The sequence below is a fragment of the Agromyces allii genome (genome assembly GCF_009749385.1).
Lineage (GTDB): Bacteria > Actinomycetota > Actinomycetes > Actinomycetales > Microbacteriaceae > Agromyces > Agromyces allii.
The window spans coordinates 193,354-216,773 of record NZ_WBIN01000010.1 but is presented as its reverse complement, the minus strand read 5'-3'; the positions used below and the strand labels follow the sequence as shown (position 1 = coordinate 216,773).

22 protein-coding genes are annotated in these 23,420 nt (G+C 69.9%); 14 read left to right on the top strand and 8 right to left on the bottom strand.

What is annotated here, in order from left to right:
* The first annotated feature begins 90 nt into the window (after positions 1 to 90).
* The 5 genes from GQR16_RS13710 (at position 91) to GQR16_RS13690 (ending at position 5,762) form a co-directional block, all read left to right on the top strand.
* Positions 91 to 1,101, top strand: a complete 1,011-nt coding sequence (locus GQR16_RS13710) for an ABC transporter permease (protein ID WP_157415705.1) — start codon at positions 91 to 93, stop codon at positions 1,099 to 1,101.
* Positions 1,098 to 2,003, top strand: coding sequence for an ABC transporter permease (locus tag GQR16_RS13705; protein WP_157415704.1), 906 nt, complete (start codon positions 1,098 to 1,100; stop codon positions 2,001 to 2,003). The genes GQR16_RS13710 and GQR16_RS13705 overlap by 4 nt, the downstream gene beginning before the upstream one ends.
* Before the next feature lie 100 nt (positions 2,004 to 2,103).
* Entirely contained in the window at positions 2,104 to 3,675 is a 1,572-nt protein-coding gene (locus GQR16_RS13700) for an ABC transporter substrate-binding protein (protein WP_170298502.1), read from the top strand.
* Between the two features lie 121 nt (positions 3,676 to 3,796).
* Complete coding sequence (locus GQR16_RS13695; RefSeq protein ID WP_157415702.1) at positions 3,797 to 4,792, top strand: ABC transporter ATP-binding protein; 996 nt, start codon at positions 3,797 to 3,799, stop codon at positions 4,790 to 4,792.
* Positions 4,782 to 5,762 (top strand): ABC transporter ATP-binding protein, encoded by a 981-nt coding sequence (locus tag GQR16_RS13690; protein ID WP_157415701.1) that lies wholly within the window; start codon positions 4,782 to 4,784, stop codon positions 5,760 to 5,762. Before GQR16_RS13695 ends, GQR16_RS13690 begins: the two co-directional genes overlap by 11 nt.
* Before the next feature lie 232 nt (positions 5,763 to 5,994).
* Here GQR16_RS13690 and GQR16_RS13685 read toward each other — a convergent pair whose 3' ends face one another.
* From GQR16_RS13685 to GQR16_RS13675, 3 genes are read right to left on the bottom strand one after another with little or no spacing between them, the layout of a single operon-like run.
* Positions 5,995 to 6,999, bottom strand: coding sequence for a cyclase family protein (locus tag GQR16_RS13685; RefSeq protein ID WP_157415700.1), 1,005 nt, complete (start codon positions 6,997 to 6,999; stop codon positions 5,995 to 5,997).
* A 52-nt stretch (positions 7,000 to 7,051) separates the two neighbouring features.
* Positions 7,052 to 7,255 (bottom strand): ferredoxin, encoded by a 204-nt coding sequence (locus GQR16_RS13680; protein ID WP_157415699.1) that lies wholly within the window; start codon positions 7,253 to 7,255, stop codon positions 7,052 to 7,054.
* Positions 7,256 to 7,257: 2 nt separating this feature from the next.
* Positions 7,258 to 8,427, bottom strand: coding sequence for a cytochrome P450 (locus GQR16_RS13675; RefSeq protein WP_157415698.1), 1,170 nt, complete (start codon positions 8,425 to 8,427; stop codon positions 7,258 to 7,260).
* Between the two features lie 168 nt (positions 8,428 to 8,595).
* On the opposite strand from GQR16_RS13675, the gene fdxA (GQR16_RS13670) reads away from it, so the two are divergent.
* From fdxA (GQR16_RS13670) to GQR16_RS13630, 9 genes are all read left to right on the top strand, one after another.
* Entirely contained in the window at positions 8,596 to 8,910 is a 315-nt protein-coding gene (gene fdxA, locus GQR16_RS13670; RefSeq protein ID WP_157415697.1) for a ferredoxin, read from the top strand.
* Between the two features lie 337 nt (positions 8,911 to 9,247).
* Positions 9,248 to 10,726, top strand: a complete 1,479-nt coding sequence (locus GQR16_RS13665) for an MFS transporter (RefSeq protein WP_170298501.1) — start codon at positions 9,248 to 9,250, stop codon at positions 10,724 to 10,726.
* Positions 10,727 to 10,828: 102 nt separating this feature from the next.
* Positions 10,829 to 11,704 (top strand): SDR family oxidoreductase, encoded by an 876-nt coding sequence (locus GQR16_RS13660; RefSeq protein ID WP_157415695.1) that lies wholly within the window; start codon positions 10,829 to 10,831, stop codon positions 11,702 to 11,704.
* Positions 11,705 to 11,754: 50 nt separating this feature from the next.
* On the top strand, positions 11,755 to 13,248 hold the full coding sequence (locus GQR16_RS13655; protein ID WP_157415694.1) for an aldehyde dehydrogenase: 1,494 nt from the start codon (positions 11,755 to 11,757) through the stop codon (positions 13,246 to 13,248).
* A 157-nt stretch (positions 13,249 to 13,405) separates the two neighbouring features.
* Entirely contained in the window at positions 13,406 to 14,710 is a 1,305-nt protein-coding gene (locus GQR16_RS13650) for a cytochrome P450 (protein ID WP_157415693.1), read from the top strand.
* Positions 14,710 to 14,922: a ferredoxin gene (locus GQR16_RS13645; RefSeq protein ID WP_157415692.1), complete on the top strand. Its 213-nt coding sequence runs from the start codon at positions 14,710 to 14,712 to the stop codon at positions 14,920 to 14,922. Before GQR16_RS13650 ends, GQR16_RS13645 begins: the two co-directional genes overlap by 1 nt.
* Positions 14,919 to 15,413 carry a Zn-ribbon domain-containing OB-fold protein gene (locus GQR16_RS13640; protein ID WP_157415691.1) on the top strand — a complete coding sequence of 165 codons (495 nt, stop codon included), beginning with the start codon at positions 14,919 to 14,921 and terminating at the stop codon, positions 15,411 to 15,413. The genes GQR16_RS13645 and GQR16_RS13640 overlap by 4 nt, the downstream gene beginning before the upstream one ends.
* Before the next feature lie 4 nt (positions 15,414 to 15,417).
* Entirely contained in the window at positions 15,418 to 16,566 is a 1,149-nt protein-coding gene (locus GQR16_RS13635; protein ID WP_157415690.1) for a thiolase family protein, read from the top strand.
* Positions 16,563 to 17,867, top strand: a complete 1,305-nt coding sequence (locus GQR16_RS13630) for a CaiB/BaiF CoA transferase family protein (RefSeq protein ID WP_211373518.1) — start codon at positions 16,563 to 16,565, stop codon at positions 17,865 to 17,867. The genes GQR16_RS13635 and GQR16_RS13630 overlap by 4 nt, the downstream gene beginning before the upstream one ends.
* 150 nt (positions 17,868 to 18,017) lie before the next feature.
* Here the strand turns inward: GQR16_RS13630 and GQR16_RS13625 are convergent, their stop codons facing one another.
* The 5 genes from GQR16_RS13625 to GQR16_RS13605 all read right to left on the bottom strand — a co-directional run bounded on the left by GQR16_RS13625 (position 18,018) and on the right by GQR16_RS13605 (position 23,274).
* Positions 18,018 to 19,223, bottom strand: a complete 1,206-nt coding sequence (locus tag GQR16_RS13625; RefSeq protein WP_157415689.1) for an Mrp/NBP35 family ATP-binding protein — start codon at positions 19,221 to 19,223, stop codon at positions 18,018 to 18,020.
* Positions 19,224 to 19,225: 2 nt separating this feature from the next.
* Positions 19,226 to 20,578 carry an FAD-dependent oxidoreductase gene (locus GQR16_RS13620; RefSeq protein WP_157415688.1) on the bottom strand — a complete coding sequence of 451 codons (1,353 nt, stop codon included), beginning with the start codon at positions 20,576 to 20,578 and terminating at the stop codon, positions 19,226 to 19,228.
* A 3-nt stretch (positions 20,579 to 20,581) separates the two neighbouring features.
* Entirely contained in the window at positions 20,582 to 20,905 is a 324-nt protein-coding gene (gene fdxA / locus GQR16_RS13615) for a ferredoxin (RefSeq protein ID WP_157415687.1), read from the bottom strand.
* 53 nt (positions 20,906 to 20,958) lie between these two features.
* Positions 20,959 to 22,191 (bottom strand): NAD(P)/FAD-dependent oxidoreductase, encoded by a 1,233-nt coding sequence (locus GQR16_RS13610; RefSeq protein ID WP_157415686.1) that lies wholly within the window; start codon positions 22,189 to 22,191, stop codon positions 20,959 to 20,961.
* Positions 22,192 to 22,458: 267 nt separating this feature from the next.
* Entirely contained in the window at positions 22,459 to 23,274 is an 816-nt protein-coding gene (locus tag GQR16_RS13605) for an IclR family transcriptional regulator (RefSeq protein ID WP_170298500.1), read from the bottom strand.
* Between the last annotated feature and the right edge of the window lie 146 nt (positions 23,275 to 23,420).

The following is a 23,420-nucleotide window of genomic DNA, read 5'->3' as shown; positions in this document are numbered from 1 at the left end:
TGTGACGTCGGTTCGCCGACGAACTCGACAAAGGAGTCCGAGTGCACGATCACGATTCGACCCCAGCCGCAGTGGCGGGAGGTGCCTGCGATGTGGTCTGACATCCTCCGACGCGGGGGCTACGCGCTCCTGGTGATCCTGCTCGTCACGATCGGCGTGCAGGCGCTCATGGCGCTCGCGCCGGGATCGGTCGCGGAGGTCATCCTCGGCGAGGCGGCGACCCCCGAGGCCGTCGCCGCGATGAACGCCGAGCTCGGGTTCGACCGTCCCTTCTTCGTCCAGTACTTCGACTGGCTGTTCTCCGCGCTGCAGGGCGATCTCGGCACCTCGCCGATCACCCACATCCCGGTGACGGAGGCGATCATGCAGCGGCTGCCGGTGACGCTCGAGCTCGCGGTGCTGGCGCTGTCGATCGCGCTCCTCGTCGCGATCCCGCTCGCCGTGCTCTCGGCGACGTTCCCGAACAGCGGGCTCGATCGCGGGATCAACGCGGTCACCTCGGCGTTCCTGTCGATCCCGGCGTTCGTCGCCGGCCCGGTGCTCGTCTTCTTCTTCGCCGTGACGATGAAGACCCTTCCGGCACTCGGCTGGACGCCGATCGAGGAGGGCCTCGGGCCCAACCTCCGCGGCGCGATCCTGCCGGCCCTCGCCGTCGCGCTGACCGAGATCGCGGCGTTCCACCGGGTGCTGCGCGCAGACCTCATCGGCACGCTCCGGGAGGACTACGTCGCCGCGGCTCGGGCGAAGGGCATGACCGGCACCTACGTGCTGTTCCGGCACGCGTTCCGGCCGTCGTCGTTCTCGCTCCTGACGATCTCGGGGCTCAGCCTCGCCCGCCTCATCGGCGGGACCATCATCGTCGAGGCGCTCTTCGTGCTGCCCGGAATCGGACAGCTCATCTCGAGCTCGATCATCCAGCGCGACGTCGTGACCGTGCAGGGCGTCGTCGCGTTCATCGCGGTCGGCTTCGTCGTCATCAACATGCTCGTCGACGTCGGATACGGGGCCATCGACCCCCGCGTGCGTCGCGGGCCGCGGGCCAGGAAGGCGCCGGTCGCCGCGAAGGCCCGCACGACTCAAGGGAAGGCGGTGTCGGCATGACCGTCGTCACCAGGAGCATCTCCTCGGTATCCGGACAGGCCCTTCGTGGCGCACGCACCGGGATCCCCGTCGTCGCCCCGGCGAAGCGACAGTGGTCGGTCCTCGTCTGGTTCTCCTACTTCTGGATCGGGCTCGTCGTCTTCCTCGCGATCTTCGCGTCGGTGCTGCCGATCGCGCCGATCGACGCGGTCGTCGGCCCGCCGCGCCAGCCGCCGCAGCTCGGATCGCTCGACACGCTCCTCGGCACCGACGGCACGGGGCGCTCGCTGCTCTCGCGGCTCATCTACGGCGGACAGGTCTCCCTCGTCGTCGGCACGGTGTCGGCCGCGGGCGGCGTGCTGGTCGGCACGATCCTCGGACTGCTGGCCGGGTACTTCCGCGGGAGGGTCGACTGGATCGTCACCCTCGCCGCCGACGTGCTGCTCTCGTTCCCCGCCCTCGTGCTCCTGCTTGCGATCACCTCGATCTTCTCGCCGAGCGTTCCGACGCTGCTCATCGGACTCGCGCTCACCAGCACCCCGACGTTCATCCGGCTCGCGCGCGCCAACACGATGGCGTGGTCGAGCCGGGAGTTCGTCAGGGCCGCGCGGAACATGGGCGCCTCCGACACCCGGATCGTGCTCCGCGAGATCCTGCCGAACGTCGTGCCGACGATCGCTGCCTATCTCCCGCTCGTCGTCGCGGCGCTGATCGTCGCCGAGGGATCGCTGAGCTTCCTCGGACTCGGCGTGCCGCCGCCCACCCCGAGCTGGGGCGGCATGATCAACGCCGGCGCGGCCGAGATGCGCACGTCCCCGTACCTGGTCTTCGTGCCGGCGACCGTGCTCTTCCTCACCGTCTTCGCCCTCAACCAGGCGGGGGAGCACCTGCGCCTGCGCTTCGACCGCACGCTCCGCGACTGACCGGGACCCCGCCGACCGACACCGCGCACCGACACCGCGCATCAGACCTGCACGTACCGACCGCAGCACCGAACCGATGACCCACCAAGAGAAGGACAGGATGACCATGATCACCAGGAAGCGATCAGCGCTGATCGCCGTCGTGACGGCTGCAGCGCTGCTGCTCGCCGGATGCGCCGGCTCGGGCGAGGCGGCGACGGGCGGCGACTCCGTCTCGAGCGAACCCGTGGCGGGCGGGACACTCCGCGTGCTCGAAGTGGTGCAGCCGACGGGCTTCGACCCCGTGCAGGTGTTCAGCTCGACGTCGATGCCGATCACGTACACGGCCCTCTACGGTCAGTTCGTCATCGCCAACGAGGAGACCGGCGGCTACGACTGCGGCCTGTGCGAGTCGTTCACCACGAGCGACGGCGGTGCCACCTGGGACGTCGTCACGCGTGAGGGCATGACCTTCACCGACGGCACGCCCTTCGACGCCGAGGCGCTCAAGTACAACTGGGATCGCATGAAGGATCCGGCCCTCGGCTCCGCGAGCGCCGGCGTCGCGAGCCAGATCGACGACATCGAGATCGTCGACGCCCGCACCGCGAAGCTCCACATGGTGGTGCCGACGCCCGGCCTGCTCGGCCTCATGCCGATCTACGCCCTGCAGTGGATCGCCTCGCCCACCGCGCTCGAACAGGGGCAGGAGGCGTTCAACAAGAACCCCATCGGCGCCGGCCCGTTCGTCTTCGAGAGCTGGACCCCGGGCGGCACGTTGAAGCTCGCCCGCAACGAGGACTACTTCGGCGATCCCGCGTACGTCGACGCGATCGAGGTCCAGGGCGTGACGGACAACACCCAGCGGCTCAACGCTCTCATCTCGGGTCAGGCAGACATCATCCTGAACTCGGATGCCTCGACCTTCGTGGAGGCGGAGGCCGCGGGCTACACGAACGTGATCGACACCTTCAACGGCGGTATCGGATTCATGTTCAACACCGCGAAGGCGCCGTTCGACGACGTGCGGGCTCGACAGGCCGTCGCGTACGCCCTCGACCTCCAGCAGCTCTCCGACGCGGTCAACAAGGGCAACGGCTCCGTTCCGAAGACGCTCTTCACCAAGGACTCGCCGTTCTACGAGGACATCGCGCTGCAGACCTACGACCCCGAGAAGGCGCAGGAGCTCTTCGACGAACTCGCCGACGAGGGCAAGCCGGTGGAGTTCACGTACACCGTCTTCCCCGGCACCGGTCCGGCGTACTTCGACGCGCTGCAGGCGCAGCTCGCGCTGTATGACAACGTCACCGTCACCGCGGATCAGCGCGACTCGTCGGAGCAGGGCGTCGTCACGACGACCGGCGACTACAACCTCGCCAGCTCCTCGCTCGCCTTCGTCGACCCGGCCTCGCGCCTGTGGGGTGCCCTGAGCGGGGACGCGAACCGCACGAACTACTCGCGGATCGACGACCCCGAGCTGAACGCGGCGCTCGATGCCGCGCTCGCGACGACCGACCTCGAGGAGCAGAAGGCCCAGTACAAGATCGTCCAGGAGCGTCTGGCCGAGGTCGTGCCGTACGTGCTGTTCCAGGAGTACCTGAACGGTGCGACCGTCACCGACCAGGTGCACGGCGTCGAGATCTACGGCTACACGACGCCGGCGGCTGCGAACATCTGGCTCGACCAGTCCTGAGCCGACCCGGGGTGCGGGGCGCCATGCCTCGCACCCCGGCCCGTCTCGCGCGACGGCACACGGGCGGCACGCCGAAGGCACGCCGAAGGCACACGAAGGCAAGACGAAGGAAGGAGCAGCGATGACCGCAGAGCTGCTGGAGGTCACCGACCTCCACGCGTACATCGGATCCCCCAAGGGCGTGGTGAGAGCCGTCGACGGCGTGTCGTTCGACCTGCGCCGAGGCGAGGCGCTCGGCGTCGTCGGCGAGTCGGGCTCGGGCAAGTCGGTCATGGCCCGGGCGATCATGGGCCTGATGCCGGCGCGCTCGGATCGCACGGGCGAGATCCTCTTCAAGGGCCGAGATCTGCTCGGGTTGTCCCGCAAGGAGCTCCAGGAGATCTGGGGTCCGCAGATCGCGATGGTGTTCCAGGATCCGGGCCGTTCGCTGAATCCCGTGGTGCGCATCGAGCGCCAGCTCACCGAGGGCATGCGGCGACATCTCGGCATCTCCCGCAGCGAGGCGAACACCCGTGCCCTCGACCTGCTGAAGGAAGTCGGCGTCCCGGACCCGGAGCAGCGACTTCGCGCCTACCCGCACGAGCTCTCGGGCGGCATGCGGCAGCGGGTCATGATCGCGGTCGCGCTCGCGTGCGAGCCCGACCTGCTCATCGCCGACGAGCCGACGACCGCCCTCGACGTGACGATCCAGCGGCAGGTGCTCGATCTGCTCCGTCGCGTGCAGACGGAGCGCGGCATGTCGCTCATGCTCATCTCGCACGACCTCCACGTCGTCGCCGGCCGCACCGACCGCACGGCGGTCATGTACGCGGGCCGGCTCGCCGAGATCGGCGAGAGCCACGAGGTCTTCGAGGATCCGCGGCACCGCTACACGAGCGCGCTGCTCGGTGCGACCCCGTCGATCGAACACGCTCGACACGCACCGCTCAACGTCATCTCGGGGTCGCTGCCCTCTCCCACCGACCCGCCGCCCGGGTGCCGGTTCGCACCTCGTTGCGCCGCGGCATCCGAAGCCTGCGATTCGGCTCAGCCGGCCATGCTCGGCGTCGGCGTCGATCACGCGGTGGCCTGCCTGAACCCCACGAACATGAGAGAAGGTGAGCTCGTTGGCCGGTAGCGGCAGCGCGCACCTGCGCGGAGACGCGGCGATCCTGTCGGTCGAGGATCTCGAGGTCGAGTACCACACGGCGCGAGGGGCCTTCAAGGCCGTGGCCGGGGTCAGCTTCGACCTGCTGCCCGGCGAGACGCTCGGCATCGTCGGCGAATCGGGCTGCGGCAAGTCCACGACCGGACGCGCCGTGCTGCGCCTCGACCCGATCGCGGGCGGCACGGTCCGCTATCGCGAGGAGCGCATCGAGTCGGCCTCGCCGGCGCGCATGCGCGAGCTGCGCCGCGACATGCAGATGATCTTCCAGGACCCGGTCAGCTCGCTGAACCCCCGTCGCGCGGTCAAGGACCTCGTCATGGAGGGGGCCGAGATCGGCGGCGTCGCCAAGAAGCAGCGCGAGCTTGAGGCGCCCGAGATCCTGACCCAGGTCGGCCTGCCGAGCGAACGGTTCGCCGAGATGCTGCCGCGGCAGCTGTCGGGCGGCCAGGCGCAGCGCGTGGCGATCGGGCGCGCACTGGCCGTCAAGCCCGGCCTGCTCATCTGCGACGAGCCGGTTTCGGCACTGGATGTCTCGGTGCAGGCGCAGGTGCTGAACCTGCTCGAGGAGCTCAAGGCGAAGTACGACCTCACGATCGTCTTCATCGCGCACGACCTGGGCGTCGTCCGCAGCTTCAGCGACAACGTGCTCGTCATGTACCTCGGCAAGACGTGCGAGTTCGGCGACTCCGTCGAGGTGTACGCACGCCCCGCTCACCCGTACACCCGGGGTCTCCTCGACTCGGTGCCCTCGCCCGAGAGCCCGGAGGGCTTCACCGGGCCTGCGCTGACCGGCGACATCCCCTCGCCGCTCAACCCGCCGTCGGGCTGCCGGTTCCGCGCGCGCTGCCCGATCGCGCAGGACGTCTGCGCCATCGAGGAGCCCGCCATGCGCGAGGTGCGGCCCGGGCAGTATGCGGCCTGCCACTTCCCGCTCGACTGAGGCGGTTTGTTCGCGCGGCCGACCCCGAACGCAGAACGCCGGCGACGTCTCCGACCTGGAGCGTCGTCGGCGTTCTGCGTTCTGCGTTCTGCGTCCCGCGGTCGGCGGCGGTGTTCCGGGACGGCAGTCGCCTCTGCGATCGTCAGGTCCGGCCTGCGGATGTCGCGGCCGACGCCGATGGGGCCGGCACCCTCGCGGGTCGCCGGCCCCATCGGGCTGGTGGGGCTGCGGCTCAGTAGAGCAGCAGCGGGTTGATGAGCACGCCGGTCGATCGGTGGATCGCGGTGGGAGCCGCGACGACGAGACCGGTGGCCGCGCCCGCCTCGCGGAGCGTCTCGACGGCCGGGCCGAGCAGGCAGTTGTCGACGATGCAGAGCCCGATCGCCGAGATCAGGTTGTGCACTTCGAGCGAACCCCGGGCGTTGTCGCGCGCGTCGTGGAAGTCCCACAGCAGCACACCGGGCTCCTTCGCGGCGATCCACGCGGAACCGTCGGCGCCGATGCCCGGGCGGGCGACGGCCGCCGCGCCGCTCGGGTAGACATTGCCGGCGGCCTCGTATCGGTCGCGGCCCTGATAGACCACGAGCGCATCGCCCGGGACGAAGTCGACCCCGGCGGCCTCGAGGGCGGCGTCGAGCTCGGCGGCCGTGACGGGCCGATCCGCGGTGACCCACTCGACGTCCCTGACGGTCGTGATGTCGAGCACGACGGCCCGGGTCGCGATGCCGTGCTGCGCCCAGTTGACCATGGTGTCCTCGTCGGTCTGCGACGCCTCGGCCGGGATCGGACCGTGCCACGCGGCATCCGCCCCGATGTGTGCGAGCCCGTCGAGGTGCGTGTTGTGCACGCCGTGCGCGTCGTACGAGATGACGTCGCCGCCGTGCGCGTGGCGGCCGTGCAGGCCGACGGTCACCTTCAGGTCGACACTGCCGTGGCCCTGCGGGAGATCGGCGTTGCCGAGCGCCCGCCACTGCTTGGCTTCGGCATCCGCGATCGCCCGACCGTCGGCCAGCCGGTCGGGCCGGGTCTCGACCTCGCGCTCCAGCGAGATCGCCCGGCCGAGCTGCACCGACGCGATGCCGCGCAGGCGGGCCGCCTCGTCGATGCGGGCGACCGAGCCGCGGCACTGGACGCCCGGCTCGTGGCGTGCGGCTTCATGGTCGTCGGCGATGCGCCGGAGCCAGGGCTCGTAGGGGTCGGCCAGGGCGGGAGCCTCGGTGGTCTGCTTCAGGGTCATGCGTTGCTCCGTCTCTCGGATGCGGTGGGGAATCGCCGCGCGGTCGCGCGGGTCACGGGGCCGACTCGACCAACCGGAGCGACCGGCTCGGGCAGACGTGGACGGCTTCCGTCGCGCGGGCGATCTCCTCAGTCGCCGCAGGCTCGGGCCGGAGCACGAGCACCAGCCCGTCGTCGTCCTGGTCGAACGCGTCGGGGTCGGTGAACACGCACTGCCCGGCCCCGATGCACGTGGCGCGGTTCGCGGTGAGCTGCATCGTCACCACGCCACCGGGAGGCGGTAGACGCCGTAGTTCGGGCCCCACTCCTTGAACGAGATGTCGTCGAACGTGCCGGCGAAGCGGAGTGTGGGGATGCGTCGGATGACGGCCTCGAGCACGATCTCGAGTTCGAGGCGGGCCAGGTTCTGGCCGAGGCACTGGTGCGGGCCGAACCCGAAGGCGACGTGGTTGCGTGCGCCTCGGGTGAAGTCGATCGTGTTCGGCTCGGGGAAGACCTCGGCGTCGCGGTTGGCGGTGTTGCAGAGCGCGAAGACCGCGTCGCCGGCGGGGATCAGCACTCCACCGACCTCGAGGTCGGCCGTGGCGAGGCGGAGGCCGCCGACCTCGGCGATCGTGAAGTAGCGCAGGAGCTCCTCGACCGCACCGGGAAGGAGGGCCGGGTTCTCGCGGAGCTGCTGCAGCAGCTCGGGCTTGTCGATGAGCGTCGCGACGCACAGCGAGATCATGTTCGCGGTGGTCTCGTGGCCGGCGATCAGCAGCAGGAAGCCGAGGGCCGTCAGCTCTTCGGGCGGTGCGCCCGCGGCGAGCTGGCGGCTCAGGATGTCGTCGCCCGGCCGTTCGATGCGATCGGCGACGAGGCCGCCGATGTACTCCTTGAGCGCACCCATCGCGGCCATGCGCTGCTCGGGGGTCGCGTCGGCCTCGACGAAGGCCGCGCTGTTCTCCTGGAAGAGCGAGTGATCCTCGAACGGCACGCCCAGGAGCTCGGCGATCACGACCGACGGGACCGGCAGCGACAGCGCCTCGACGAGGTCGGCCTCGGTGCCCGACGCGAGCATCGCGTCGATGGTCTCCTCGACGATCTGCTCGATGCGCGGACGCATCGCGGCGATCTTCTTGACGGTGAACTCGCCCATCACCCGCACGCGCTGCTGCGTGTGCTCGGGCGGGTCCATCTCGATGAGGTTCTTGAGCTTGCTCGCGGACGTGTAGCCGGCGAAGGTCGGGTGCCCGGGCAGCGAACGATCGGAGCTGAAGCGGGCGTCGCCGAGTACCGTGCGGACGTCGGCATGCCGGGTGACGGCCCAGATCGTCGTGTCGTTGCGCCAGGGCACCTGGCTGACCGGAGCCTCCTGTTGCAGGCGCAGATGCTCTGCCGGGGGCGAGTACGGGTCGATGCGTTGCATCGAGAAGGTCGCTGTCGTCATCGAGTTCTCCTGTCGTGAACAGCCTTGGTCACTGTGCATCTCGTAATAGGTGCTTCCGGGTGTTAGATTTGAGAATCAACGCTTAGAAGTGTCGTCAGTGTACTCAAGACCAAGCGGCGAGTCCAGACGGCATCCGCTCAGACGACGAAGTCGAGAAGGAGAAATGAAATGGCCTTTGTGGTGACCCAGGCGTGCGTGGACGTCAAAGATCGCAGCTGCATCCAGGTCTGTCCGGCCGACTGCCTCTTCGAGGGCGGGCGCATGATGTACATCAATCAGGATCTCTGCATCAATTGCGGTGCCTGCGAGGCGGTATGCCCTACGCAGGCCATCAGATACGACGACGAGCTCGACGGCGACGAGGAGCAGTTCATCGCGATCAACGAGCAGTTCTTCGAGGGTCTCGACATCTCGAAGGGCGGCCGCAAGATGGGCCTGATCGAGCATGATGCCGAGTTCGTGGTGCAGTTGCCGATCGGCTGATCCTGCCGGATCGACGCGAAGGGCCCGACGAGCGATGCTCGTCGGGCCCTTCGTCATCGGAGTGCCATTAATGAGCGCAGGCGCTCAAAAATGACTTCCGCCATCCGCGTTGACACGAGGGAAGTCTTGTCGCACACTAGTTCTGTTGTAGAGATCAGCCGTTCTTTTCAACCGAACGATAGCAGGGCAACGATGCCGCCTCAAGCGACGGCGCAGGCGCCGTCGCTCGCGTTCGCCCCAACCCACGGCCACGGTGAAGGCCGGGTGAGAGCCCCGGATTCCCGAATCGTCTCGAACGCCTCGTCGGCGCATCCGACCCTCAATGTGGAGAGTGGAAATGACCTCAACCCAGACGACCGAACCGGCAGCCGCCTCCCGCCGCCGCCCGCTCGCCTTCGTCATCGCGGTGCTCATGCTCGTCGCCGTCGTCAGCTCGTTCGAGTCGACGATGATGTACACGGCGCTGCCGAGCCTGATCACCGAGTTCGACAGCACCGAGAGCGCCGTCAGCTGGGTGCTGACGGGCTTCCTGCTCGTCGGCGCGGCATCCGCCGCAATCAGCGGACGCCTCGGCGACATCTTCGGTCGCAAGCGCGTGCTGATCATCCTGCTCGTCGCCTCGATCGCCGGATCGGTGATCAGCCTCGTGTCCAACGACATCCAGGGCGTGATCCTCGGCCGCGCCGTGCAGGGTCTCGCCGGCGGCCTGCTGCCGCTCTGCTTCGGCATCATCCGCGACGCCGTCGCGTCGAAGCACCTCACGACCGCCGTCTCGCTCGTCGCCGGCACCGCCATGCTCGCCGGCGCGGCCGGCAACATCATCGCCGGCAACATCCTCGACGCGTTCGGCTGGCGTTCGATCTTCGCCGTCGCGATCGGCATGGCCGTCGTCACCGTCGTCGGTGCGCTCTTCCTCCGAGCGGAGACGCCCGTCGGTCCGCGTGATCGCATCGACTGGCTCGGCGGCATCCTCTTCGCTCCCGGCCTGGCGCTCGTGCTCTTCGGCATCAACGCGGCGCACGGTCTCGGCTGGTTCTCGCCCATCGTGCTCGGCTGCATCGTGCTCGGCATCGCCGTGCTCGTCGGCTGGTACGTCTGGGAGCTCCGCCACCCGACCCCCATGGTCAACGTGCGCCTGTTCGCCCAGCGCAACCTCGGCCTCACGATGCTCGCCGCCGCGCTGCTCGGAATGCCGCTCGGCATGTCGGGCTACCTCGGCCAGCTCATCATGCAGTACCCGACGGAGGCGCCGGTCGGATTCGGCATGGCCGCGGCCGCCGCAGGCGCGGTGTCGTTCGTGATCGGCCTGTTCGGCTTCGCGCTCTCGCCGCTCAGCGGTCGCATCGCCCGCAACGGTCGCGCCCGCATCTCGCTCATGATCGGCGCCTCCGCCGGCATCATCGCCGCGGTCCTCACGGCGCTCGGCGCGGCGGTCTGGCACTCGTTCCCGGCATTCGTCGTCAGCCAGGTCGTGCTGACCGTCTCGACCGCGTTCGTGCTCTCGGCCCTGCCGATGCTCGTCGTCGAGAGCGCCCCGGCGAAGAACACGAGCGAGGCCACCGGCATGTACACGGTCGTGCAGACCGCCTTCACGGGCGTCGGCACCTCGCTGAGCACTTCGATCATGGCCGCCTTCATCCTCCCGGGCGCCCACTTCTCGTCGGAGGCCGGCTACATCGCCGTGTTCGCGGTGGTTGCGGTGCTCTCGCTCGCAGCGCTCGTCGTCGCGACCCAGCTGCGCACGCCCAAGTCCGGCGCAGCAGGCTCGGCGGACTCGGCGAACAGCGACGACGTGGTCGTCGCGGTCGCGCACTGAGCGCCTGCGCTCCCACATCCGCCACCTGAGCGACATCCGTCACCCGACCGATCTCGGCATCGACCGAGAACCTCTCGAATTCATCAGCAAGGAGCACTGCACATGACCGATCACTTCGGATACACCGGCAAGACCGTCGTCGTCACCGGCGCGGCATCAGGCATGGGCCGGGCGCTCACCGAGATCCTCGTCGACCTCGGCGCGAACGTGTACGCCCTCGACCGCGTCGAGCCGCCCGTTCCGGGCATCGCCAAGTCGATCATCGCGAACCTCGGCGAGCGAGCGTCGATCGACGCCGCGTTCGCGGAGATCCCGGCGCGGATCGACGCCTTCTTCGGCGTCGCCGGCATCTCGGGCGTGCACAACACGTTCCTCGAGACGCTGACCGTGAACTTCATCGCGAACAAGTACGTCACCGACGCATACCTGGTCGACCGCGTCGTCGACCACGGGTCGATCACGTTCGTGACGTCGAACGGCGGACTGCGCTGGGAGAACCCGGCGGTGCGCGAGGAGCTCGTGCCGTTCGTGCGCGGCGGCGACTGGGACGACCTCGTGCGCATCACGCAGGAGTTCGAGGCCGAGTTCGGCACGGTGCCCGGTTCGCTCGGCTACATCGTGTCGAAGCGCGCGCTGAATCTCTGGGTCGCCGAGCAGGTCTCCCCGCTCGCGGACCTCCGCAAGATCCGCATCAACGCCGTGCTGCCCGCCATGACCGTGTCGGGCATGCTCTCGGAGTTCGCCGAGATGAAGGGCGGGCAGGACAAGGTCGAGGCCGAGGTCGGCCCGGCCGGCCGCCTCGCCGAGTCGGCCGACATGGCCAAGGTGCTCGCGTTCCTCGGCAGCGACCTCGCGAGTTACGTCTCCGGCCTGCATCTCTCGGTCGACTACGGCATGAACTCGCTCGAACTCGCCGGGCTCGCGCCCGACCGCCTGAGCTGGACCCTGCGCGGCGTCATGTCGCGCCAGGCCGCCTGACGCATCACGCAATCCCACCAACCGATCGAAACGAACAGAAGGAGAGCGACGTGACCGACGTGCTCACGGTCCGCGAGACCCCCATCAGCCTGCAGCACCCCGACCGTCTCTACATCGACGGCTCATGGGTCGCCCCGGCAGGCGCCTCGACCCTCGAGGTCATCGACGCGACGACGGAGGAGAGCTTCTACCGCATCGCCGAGACGACCCCGCAGGACATGGACGCGGCGATCGCCGCCGCGCGCCACGCCTTCGACCACTCGCCGTGGCCGTTCCTCGAGCCGCGCGAGCGGGCCGAGTACCTCCGCAAGCTCGCGGCCGGGCTGCGCGCCCGCTCCGAGGAGGCGGCGACCTTCTGGACGCGCCAGACCGGACCGACGTTCCGGATGGCCGTCGGCTCCATCTCGCGGGTCCCCAACCTCTTCGAGTACTACGCGGATCTCGCCGAGACCTACCCGTGGGAGACCCTCGACACCCCCGAGTTCGCCGCGTTCGGCGCGGTCGTGAACGAGCCGGTCGGCGTCGTCGGGGCCATCGTGCCGTGGAACACCCCGCTCTCGCTCGCCGCCTACAAGATCGCCCCCGCGCTGCTCGCCGGGTGCACGATCGTGCTCAAGGCGCCGCCAGAGGCTCCGGGCGAGCTCTACATCCTCGCCGAGATCGCCCATGAGATCGGCCTGCCGGCCGGTGTGCTCAACGTGGTCAACGGCCACCGCACCGTCTCGGAGCAGCTCGTGCGCGACCCGCGCGTCGACAAGATCGCGTTCACCGGGTCGAGTGCGGTGGGTCGGCAGATCGCCGCCACCGCGGGCGGCCGTCTCGCCCGGTACACGCTCGAACTCGGCGGCAAGTCGGCCGCGGTGCTCCTCGACGACTACGACCTCTCGGCCGCCGCCGCATCGATCTCGCAGCAGGAGTGCTCGCTCAACGGCCAGGTCTGCATGTCGCTCACCCGGGTCATCGTGTCCAAGCACCGCCACGACGAGTTCGTCGATGCGCTCGCCTCGACGTTCGGCTCGGTCAAGGTCGGCGACCCGTTCGACCCCGAGACGCAGCTCGGCCCGCTCGCGCTGGCCAAGCAGCAGCAGAGCGTGCTCGGCTACATCCAGCAGGGCATCGCCGACGGCGCTCGTCTCGTCACCGGCGGCAAGCGACCCGCGCACCTCGACCGCGGCTACTTCGTGGAGCCGACGGTCTTCGGCAACGTCGACAACCGTTCGACGATCGCCCAGGAGGAGCTCTTCGGGCCGGTCATCTCGGTGATCCCGGCGGAGAACGAGGAGCACGCGATCGAGCTCGCCAACGACACCCAGTACGGCCTGAACAACGCGGTCTTCACCAACGACAACGACCGGGCCTACCAGGTCGCCCGTCGACTGCGTTCGGGAACGGTCGGCCACAACGGCTTCAAGACCGACACCCGCATGGGCTTCGGCGGCTTCAAGCAGTCGGGCGTTGGCCGCGAGGGCGGCATCCAGGGCGTCGCACCGTACTTGGAGTCGAAGACCGTGCTGCTCGACGGCACCCCGACCCGCTTCCAGTGAGTCGCCGGGCCGCACCGGTGCGCTGACGCGTTCCCGGTGCGGCCCGTTCCCGCCCGCCGATCCCTTGACAGTCACGGAGCGACCGGCCAAGCTATTCGTATCGTTATACGGTACAGACGTTCGGTAATACCGAACGAATGAGAAAAGGAACCACACGATGACCACCGTCGAGATCTCCCCAGCGGACACCGACTTCTTCACCGACCCCGAGGTCGCCGCGAAGGCCGAGCCGTACTTCGACCACATGCTCGCGAACCACCCCGTGTTCCAGGAGCCCAAATACGGCGTGGTCATCGTCACCGGCTACGAAGAGGCCCTGCAGGTCTACCACCAGCCCGACGTCTACTCGTCGATCAACCGCACCGGCGGCCCCGTCGTCGACCTGCCCTTCGAGATCGTCGGCGACGACATCTCGGAGATCCTCGAGCAGCACCGCTCCTTCTTCGCGCAGAACGACCAGATCGTCACCTTCGATCCGCCCATGCACACCGACCACAGGTCGATCCTCATGGGCCTCATCACGCCGAAGCGCCTCAAGGAGAACGAGCAGTTCCTGAAGGACACGGCCGACCGCTACCTCGACCAGATCCTGGCCACGGGCAAGAGCGAGTTCATCTGGGACTACTGCAAGGGCTACACGATCCTCGCCGTCGCCGACCTGCTCGGCGTGCCGGTCGAAGACCACCAGATGCTGCTCGACCTGCTCGCGTCCGAGCCCGGCCCCGTGCTCGGCAACCTCGAACTCCAGGCGAACCACCACAGCAGCCTCGAGCGGCTCTACGAGTACTTCGTGGCCCGCATCGAGGAGCGACGCCTCGCACCTCGAGACGACGTGCTCACCGGCATGGCGCTCGCGACCTTCCCCGACGGCTCGCTCCCCGAGCCCATCGAGGTGGCCCGCATCGCCTCGAACATGTTCGCCGCAGGCCAGGAGACGACCGTGCAGCTCATGGGCATCACCATGCAGCGCATCGCCGACGACGCCGAACTGCAGGAGCGCCTTCGACAGGACTTCAGCCTCATCCCGAAGTTCATCGAGGAGACGCTCCGGGTCGAGGCGCCCATCAAGGGGTCCTTCCGCCTGACGAAGCGCCCGACCGAGCTGGGCGGTCTCGACCTCCCCGTCGGCACCGTGGTGATGCTGCTGCACGGCGCGTCCGGCCGCGACGGCCGCGTCTTCGAGGACCCGTCGCGCTTCGACGCCGAGCGGCCCAACGCCCGCCAGCACCTCGCCTTCGGTCGTGGCATCCACACCTGCCCCGGCGCCCCGCTCGCGCGCGCCGAGGCCGTGTTCACGATCCAGCGCATCCTCGAGCGCACCACGAGCATCTCGATCGACGAGTGGCACCACGGCCCTGCCGACAACCGCGAGTGGGATCTCATCCGCAGCTACAAGTTCCGCGGTCACACCCACCTCTACCTGCGCCACGAGGCCGTCGAGTCCGCCCCGGTGGAGGCCTGATGTCCGAGCACCTCACGGTCGACCGCGACCGCTGCATGGGCTCCGGCCAGTGCACGTTCTACGCGCCCGCGACCTTCGACCTCGACGACATCAGCGTGGCGATCGTGATCGACGACCACGGCGACCCCGAGGCGCAGATCCAACAGGCCATCGATGTATGCCCGACGCGTGCCATCGCGCGGGCGCTCGCAGAGAACGGAGCGACGGCATGACCCCCACGACCTCCGAGGCCGCTCGCATCGAGGCGTCCGTCTCCCTCCCCGTGCCCGACCTCGACGCCGACGGCCTCGTCGACCTCTTCGACGAGGGTCCGCGACTGGTGGGCACGCGCTGCGACGCCTGCGGGCGCACCATGCTCGGCGACCGCATCGTCTGCAGCGACTGCGTCGGCACCGCCGTCACCCGCGTCGCGCTGCCGGCCACCGGCGTGCTCTACGCCTTCACCCGCTTGCACGTCGGCGCTGCCGGGGTTCGCGCACTCGGCTACGTCGACCTGGCCGGCGACGTGCGCACCCTCGCCGACCTCCGTGAAGACGGCCAACCGCTGCAGCCCGGCCTGGCGGTCGAGTTCGCCGTCGACGGCGACGACTGGTACTTCGCGCCGAGCGCCGGGCCCGCGGCATCCGCCCCCGCAGCATCCGCCCCTGCGGCAGCGGACGCGAACCTGCACGCGAACCCGCATGACGAAGTAGAAGAGGACTGACCCGATGACCGAGAACGTCCACGTGATCTCCGCGGCCATGGTGCCGTTCGGCAAGCACCGCTCGTCGTCGTACGTCGGCCTCGCCGTGCCCCCGCTCATCGACGCCCTCCGCGGCGCGGGCGTCGAGAAAGCCGACGTCGACGCGGTCTACGTCGGTCACTCGTACGGCGGCATGATGACCGGCCAGCGCATCTGCAAGGAGATCGGCCTGGGCGGCGTGCCGACCGTCAACGTCGACAACGCCTGCTCGAGCGGTGCGACCGCCGTGCACGAGGCCTGGTCGGCGATCGCGCAGGGACTCGTCGAGGTCGCCGTCGTGATCGGCGTCGAGAAGCTCACCCAGTTCGGCGGAGGCACCCTGCCCCTCTCGCCCGAGGACCGCGAGGTGAAGCAGGGCATCGTCATGCCCGCCGTCTACGCCATGCGCGCCAACCGGTATCTCTACGAGACCGAGGCGACCCCCGAGGACCTCGCGCTGGTCAGCGTGAAGGCCCGCAGGCACGGCGCGCTCAACCCGTTCGCGCAGTTCCGCACGGAGGTGAGCGTCGAGGAGGTGCTCGGCGCCCGCCCGGTCGCCGACCCGTTGACGCTGCTCATGTGCTGCCCCACCGGCGACGGTGCGGCCGTCGTCGTGCTCGCCTCCGAGCGTGCGCGCGCCCGGCTCGGCATCTCGTCGAGCATGCGCGTCGCCGCCTCGGTGCTGCACTCGGGCCGGGTCTCCGAGGGGTTCCGCGACATGACCTACCCCGAGATCAGCGCGCACTCGGCGCACGACGCATACGAGGCCGCGGGCATCGGCCCAGAGGACCTCGACATGATCGAACTGCACGACGCGTTCTCGATCGCCGAGCTCGTCTACTACGAGGCATTCGGGCTCGCCGAGCGCGGGCGCGGCATCGACCTCATCCGCGACGGCCGCACGACCTTCGGGGGCGACGTGGTCGTCAACCCGAGCGGCGGCCTGCTCGCCAAGGGGCACCCGGTCGGCGCCAGCGGCGTCGCGCAGATCGCCGAGGCGTTCTGGCAGCTCACGGGCAACGCCGGCGACCGTCAGATCGACGATGCCCGGTGGGCGATGACGCACGTCACGGGCGGCGGCACCGCCGGCCTCGACCACGGCGCCTGCACCGTGCACCTCTTCGAGGCGGCGTGAGCGCCGGCAGAGGGGCGGATGCCGCGGGCGACCCGATCGGCGACGGCACCGCGCGTGCCGGTGCGGGCGCCGGCATCGGCGTGCAGCGCCCGCCCCTCGAGGGCGTGCGCGTCATCGACCTGACGACGTTCCTCTCGGGGCCGTCTGCGACGCAGCTGCTCGGCGACCTCGGCGCGGACGTCGTCAAGGTCGAGGCGCTCGCGGGGGACTCGAGTCGCGCGATCGCCGGGCCCGAGGTCGGCGGCGACAGCGCGTACTTCCTGGCCAACAACCGCAACAAGCGGAGCATCGCGATCGACCTCAAGTCCCCGCGCGGGCAGGAGGTCGTGCGGCGGCTCATCGCCGGCGCCGACGTCGTGATCGAGAACTTCCGGCCAGGGGTCACCACGCGCCTGGGCCTGGCGCCCGAGGGCGTCGTGGCGGAGCATCCGTCGCTCGTCTGGGCCTCGATCAGCGGATTCGGCCAGGAGGGCCCGTGGCGCGACCGGCCCGCCTACGACATGGTCGTGCAGGCGCTCAGCGGCGTCATGAGCCTCAACGGACACCCCGGTTCACCTGCTGCGCGCCTCGGCATCCCGGCCGGCGACGTCGTCGCCGGGCTCTATGCGGTCATCGGCATCCTGGCGGCGCTCAACGCCCGCGCCGAGACCGGCCTCGGACGCATCGTCGACGTGTCGATGCTGCGCGGGCAGCTCGCGATGCTGTCGTACCAGGCGCTCTACGCGGGCGTCAACGAGACGGCGCCGGGCCCCCAGGGTGCAGCGCACGACTCCATCGCCACGTACCGCTCGTTCCGCGGCGGCGACGGGCGCGAGTTCGTGGTCACGGCGAACACGCCGCGGATGTGGGAGGACTTCTGCCGCGTGCTCGGGCTCGACGCGCTCGTCGACGACCCCCGCTTCGTCGACGCGGCCTCGCGGCTGCGGAACAAGCATGAGCTCTGGGACCTGCTCGAGGCCCGGATCGCCGAGCGGCCGGCAGCGGAGTGGGTCGACGCGCTCACCGCGGCGTCGGTGCCCGTCGCGCCGGTCAAGAACGTACTCGAAGCGCTCGGCGATGCGCGCGCGGCCGCCGACGGTTCGCTGGTGACCGTGCAGAACGAGGAGGTCTCGTTCGAGAACGTCGCGACGCCGATCAGGTTCGTGGACACCGCCGACGTGGAGCCCGGGTATCCGCCGGCCCTCGGCGGCGACACGGTGCAGCTCCTCGCGGGCGAACTGGGCTTCACCGACGACGACGTGGCCGCGCTCATCGAGGACGGCATCGTCGGCGCCGCACCCGAGCGGGTCGGCGCGCGCTGAGCTCCTGTGCGGCCGCAGGTCGTGCGGACGGGAGGCGAAGGGCCGGATGCGGGACATCCGGCCCTTCGTTGCGCCTCGGCGATGTGCTCGGCGAGGGCGTCGAGCGAGGTCGGGCGACGGCGAACGGATGCCGGGCGACGGCGAACGACGTCAGGCGACCGCGAGCGGCAGCCTGATGCCCGCGAGGCCGCGAGCCCGCACGGAGAGCGTCGCTGCGAGCTCGGCGAAGGCGCGTGCAGCGGGGTCGGCCGGGTGCTCGGCCACGACCGGGAGGCCCTCGTCGCCGCCGGACCGCAGCGCCGTGCTGAACGGGATCGAGGCGATGACGCGCACGGCGTCGTCTGGCGTCGAGAGACGTGCGGCGACGGCTTCACCGCCACCCGAGCCGAACGGTTCGAAGACCGAACCGTCGGGCATCGCGGCCGGAGCCATCGTCTCGACGACGCCGAGCAGTCGTTGGCCGAGCTGGAGGGCGAGCTGGCCGCTCCGGACGGCCACGCTGGCCGCCGCCCGCTGCGGGGTCGTCACGACGAGCACCTCCGCATGGGGGAGCAGGTGGCCGACCGAGATCGCCGCGTCGCCCGTGCCGGGCGGCATGTCGATGAGCAGGAGGTCGAGGTCGCCGAAGTAGACCTCGCCGAGGAACTGCTCCAGCGTGCGGTGCAGCATCGGACCGCGCCAGGGCACCGCGGTGTCTTCGGCGCCGGGCTTCAGGAACATGCCGATCGAGATCGTCTTGACGCCGTAGGCGACGGGCGGGAGGGCGAGGTCCTCGACCCGGGTCGGGCGCTGGATGCGACCGTCGGGGTCGACCAGCCCGACGAGCCCGGGGATGGAGAAGCCGTGCACGTCGGCGTCGATGAGCCCGACGCGGAGCCCGCGGTTGGCGAGCGCGATAGCGAGGTTGGCGGTCACGCTCGACTTGCCGACCCCGCCCTTGCCGCTCGTGACCGCGATGACGCGCGTCAGCGAGTCGGCCGTGAACGGATTGGCCGCGGTCGGGCGCCCGCCGCGGAGCTTCGCGGTGAGCGCGGCGCGCTGGTCGTCGTCCATGACGCCGACGTCGACGTGCACCTCGCGGATGCCGCGCACCCCCGCCGCTGCGTCGTGCACGTCGCGTTCGATGCGCTGCGCCATCGGGCAGCCCGCGATCGTGAGCAGGATGCCGACGGAGGCGACGCCGTCGGCGACCGCGACCGCGTGGATCATGTCGAGCTCGCCGAGCGGCCGTCGCAGCTCCGGGTCGGTCACCGCGCCGACCGCCTCGCGGACGGCGGAGACGGTAGCGGAGACGGTTGCCGCGTCTGCGGTCTCGGCGTCGGCAGCGGCGTTCGCCCCCGTGGCGGTGCGAGGCACGGCTAGGCCCCGGCGTACTCGGGGGCCGGGCTCGCCGCGCGGAGCATGTCCTCGCGCCGGTGGAGCTTGATGCGCTCACGGCCGACGGCCGCTCCAGCGGCGATCTCGGCGGCCTCGATCGCGCGCCAGGCGGCCCAGTCGACGACCTCGACGCCGCGCTCTCGGAGCAGGGCGTCGACGTCGGCGGCCGACGTCGAGGTCGACGCGCCTCCGCGGGCCGCGACATCCGCGAGGATCGAGGTCACGGTCTCGAGGGCGCACTTGCGATTGGTGCCGACGACGCCGTTCGGTCCGCGCTTGATCCAGCCGGCGACGTAGACGCCGGGCACGACGTCGTCGCCCTCGGCGACGCGAGAGTCGAGGTGCGGGATGGTGCCGCTGCGCTCGTCGAAGGGCAGCCCGTCGAGCGGCTTGCCGAGGTATCCGACCGATCGCAGGGCGAGGTCGACGTCGAGCGTCTCGGTCACCGTCGGGTCGCTCGTCCTGGCGAGGCGGATACCGGTGACCGCGCCGTTCTCGCCGACGAACTCGACGGGCGTGCGGTCGAAGAGGAACCGGATCGTCTTGGCGCGCCCGAGCGACCCGCGCTCCGCGGCCTTCTGGAAGGTCGACACGAGTCGCCGCGCGGCCGGATCGGCGTCGACGAAGGCCTGCTGGTCGGCATCGAACTCGAGGTCGGCTGGGTCGATGAGCACGTCGGTCGATTCGACCTCGAGGAGCTCGATGAACTCCTTGTTGGTGAACTTCGCGTAGCCGGGTCCGCGGCGACCGATGACGACGACCTCGTCGATCGTGCTCGCGGCGAAGGCCTCGACGACGTGCTCGGGGATGTCGGTCGCGCGGAGGTCGGGCACCTCGCGCACGAGCATGCGCGCCGCGTCGAGCGCGACGTTGCCGACGCCGACGACGACGGCGCGGCGGCCGCCCTCGAGCAGGAACGCGTCGACGGACTGGTCGGGGTGTCCCTGGTACCAGGAGACGAACTCGCGGACCGCGCTGATGCCACCGAGGTCTTCGCCGGGGATTCCGAGGCGCCGATCGTGCGGCGCGCCGTGGGCGAAGACGACGGCGTCGTAGTGCGTGCGGAGCTCGTCGAGCGAGACGTCGCGGCCGATCTCGACGTTGCCGAGGAATCGCAGGCCGGGCGTCTCCTCGAACACGTCGGTGAATGAGGTGATGATCGACTTGATGCGGGGGTGGTCGGGCGCGACGCCGTAGCGCACGAGGCCGAAGGGCGTTGGCAGTCGGTCGAACACGTCGACCTCGACCGGTGACTCCGACTCCTCGGTGAGCAGTTGGGCGGTGTACGCGCCGGAGGGTCCGGAGCCGATCACGGCGACACGGGTGGGGGACATGGTTCAGGCCTTTCCGCGCGGCGCGAGGGCCGCGATCTCGTCGACGTCGAAGAAGATCTTCCCGGCCTTGCGGCCGCTCTTGGGGGTCTCGACCTCGGCGAAGAACCGCTCGTTGAGATCGAGGTACGCCTCCTGGTCCGCCGGCAGTTCGGCGTCGTAGTAGACGGCGTCGACCGGGCATGCGGTGACGCACGCACCGCAGTCGATGCAGAGGTCGGGGTTGATGTAGGTCATGCGCCCGCCCTCGAAGATGCAGTCGGCGGGGCATTCCTGCATGCAGCTCTTGTCCTGCACGTCGACGCAGGCTTCGGTGACCACGTAGACCATGACGGTTCCTTCCTTCAGGGTGTCGGGATGTCGCGGATGCCGGTGCTCGGCCGTCAGGCGGCGCGCAGGCCGAGTTCGTCGACGATGTCCGCGGCCGGGCGGCCGGCGGCGAGCAGGCGGCGCACCTGGTTCAGCGCGCGCACCCAGTTGACCGTGACGGCGCCGCAGGCGATGCCGTCGGCGTCGGCGTGGATGACGGCGACGCGCCCGTCGGCGTCGAGGTCGCCGACCACGATCGACGTGCCCGCGGCGTCGCGGCGGCCGACGGAGTGCACCTTCCAGGCGTACTGGTCGGACCAGACGTAGTCGGCGGAGTCGAACGGGGCGCTCACGCCCTGCGTGATCGCGGTCGCGACGTAGCGCGCCTGGTCGCTCGCGTTCGTCCAGTGCTCGGCGCGGATGTCGGTGCCGTGGCCGGGGTGCGGCCAGCGGGCGACGTCGCCGATCGCGTAGACGCCCTCGGTGCCGATCGCGCGGAGGTAGGGGTCGGTGACGACGCCGTTCGCGATGGTGAGGCTCGAGTCCTCGAGCCAGCCGGTGTTGGCGACCGAGCCGATGCCGACGATCGCGGTGGAGGCGCGCAGCTCGGATCCGTCGTCGAGCACGACGGTGAGGTCGCCGGCCTCACCGCGGATGTCGGTGACGCCGACGCCGAAGCGGGTCACGGCGCCGTTGTCGCGGTGGAGTTCGACGAGGGCGCCGGCGATCTCGGCGCCGACGAGTCGGGTCATGGGCTCGGCCACGGGGTCGACGACGGTCACGGCGCAGCCGAAGCCGATCGCGGCAGCGGCGATCTCGGTGCCGATGAATCCGCCGCCGACGACGACGACGGGTTCCTGCAACGCGAGTCGCTCGGCGATGGCGCGGGAGTCGGCGAGGGTGCGCAGCTGCAGCACGCCCGAGGGCGGATTCCACGGCGACGGGCGTGCTCCTGCGCCCGTCGCGATGACGAGCACGTCGTACGCGACACCGGTGCCGTCGGCGAGGTCGACCGTTCGCGTGTCGAGGTCGAGCCCGGTCGCGGCGACGCCGAGCCGGAGGTCGATGTCGAGGTCGTCGAGTTCTGCTTGGGTGACGAGGCGCACGCCGGCGACGGATTCGTCGGACCAGTCGGAGGTCAGGAGCTCCTTCGACAGCGGCGGCCGGTCGTAGGGGAGCTCGTCCTCGGCGCCGATCAGGGTGATCCGCCCGGTGTGGCCGTGGGTGCGCAGGCCCTGTGCGGTGCGCGTGCCCGCCAGTGACGCTCCGATGATCACGACGTGACGGTCGGCGCCGGTTTCGCTCATGGTGCTGGTCCTCAACTTCGCTGTCGGGGGTGACGATGGGTTCTGTTCAACGGAACAGTAATTCGCTATTACGCAACAGTGAGTATCGCTGGAGCGTCGAGCGATGTCAACCGAGGGAGCGTGGATCGGGGTCGCCGAATGCCGCCGCGAGCACGGGATCCCGGGCAGCACGAACGTGCGCTCTGGCCGCCGGGCGAGAGGATCGGGCTGCGGCGTGCGCCGATCGGCGAGCGGTCGTCAGCCGATCAGCGCGCGGTCGTCAGTCGATCAGCGGTCGAGGTGCTGCCCGCTGATGTTGGCCGTGATCTGCGCGGCCGCCTCGCGGACGTCGATCGCGAAGGCCGTCGTCTTCGATTCGTCGAAGCGCGACTCGGGGACCGAGATGCCCGCCGCGCCCGCGATCGCTCCGGGAACCAGGCCGAAGACGGGGGCGGCGATCGCCACCGCGCCGCTGATGCGCTCTCCGCGCGTGATGGCGTAGCCGTCTCGGCGGATCTGCACGAGGCGCTCGAGGAGTGCGTCGGGGTCGGTGATCGTGTCGGGGGTGAGTTGCGCGAGCGGCTTGCGGACGATCTCCCGCTGCACCTCCTCGGGCAGGAAGGCGAGGATCACGAGCCCGCTCGCACCGCCGTGCAGCGGCATCCATTGCTGAAGGGGGAGGGAGTACCGGAGCGGATGCGGGGACTCGACCGTCGAGGTGAACATCATCTCGTGGCGCTGGTCGTTGTAGAGCGACGAGAACGCGGATTCGCCGGTCTGTGCGACGAGGTCCTGCAGTACACCGAGCGCGAGTTCCTGCGAGGGGTAGCGGCCGGTCGTGAGCCATGCGAGCCGAAGGAACTCGAGTCCGAGCCGGTAGGAGGTGCCGTTCTCGGCGCGGCGCACGAGGCCGAGCTTCTCGAGATCGGTGATGAGGCGGTGCGCGGTGCTCGGGCTGACGCCCAGCCGGCCGGCGAGTTCGCGAACGCCGTGCGAGTCCTTGGGGCTCTCGATCATATAGGTGAGCAGCTCGATGCCACGGGCGAGGGGTTGGCGGCGGCGGCTCGCCTCTCCCGTGTCGGTCCCGGCCTCATCGGTCGCCATGCTCATCGCCTGCCCATTCGTCGCGTGTACCTGCCAACAGTGGCTTGACATCCGACCGCTGCGCAAGCATTCTATTTGCTGTTGCTCAACAGAACAGATGTTCCGTTGAACGACACTAGCGTCACCGGGCGCGAACCCCTCTCATT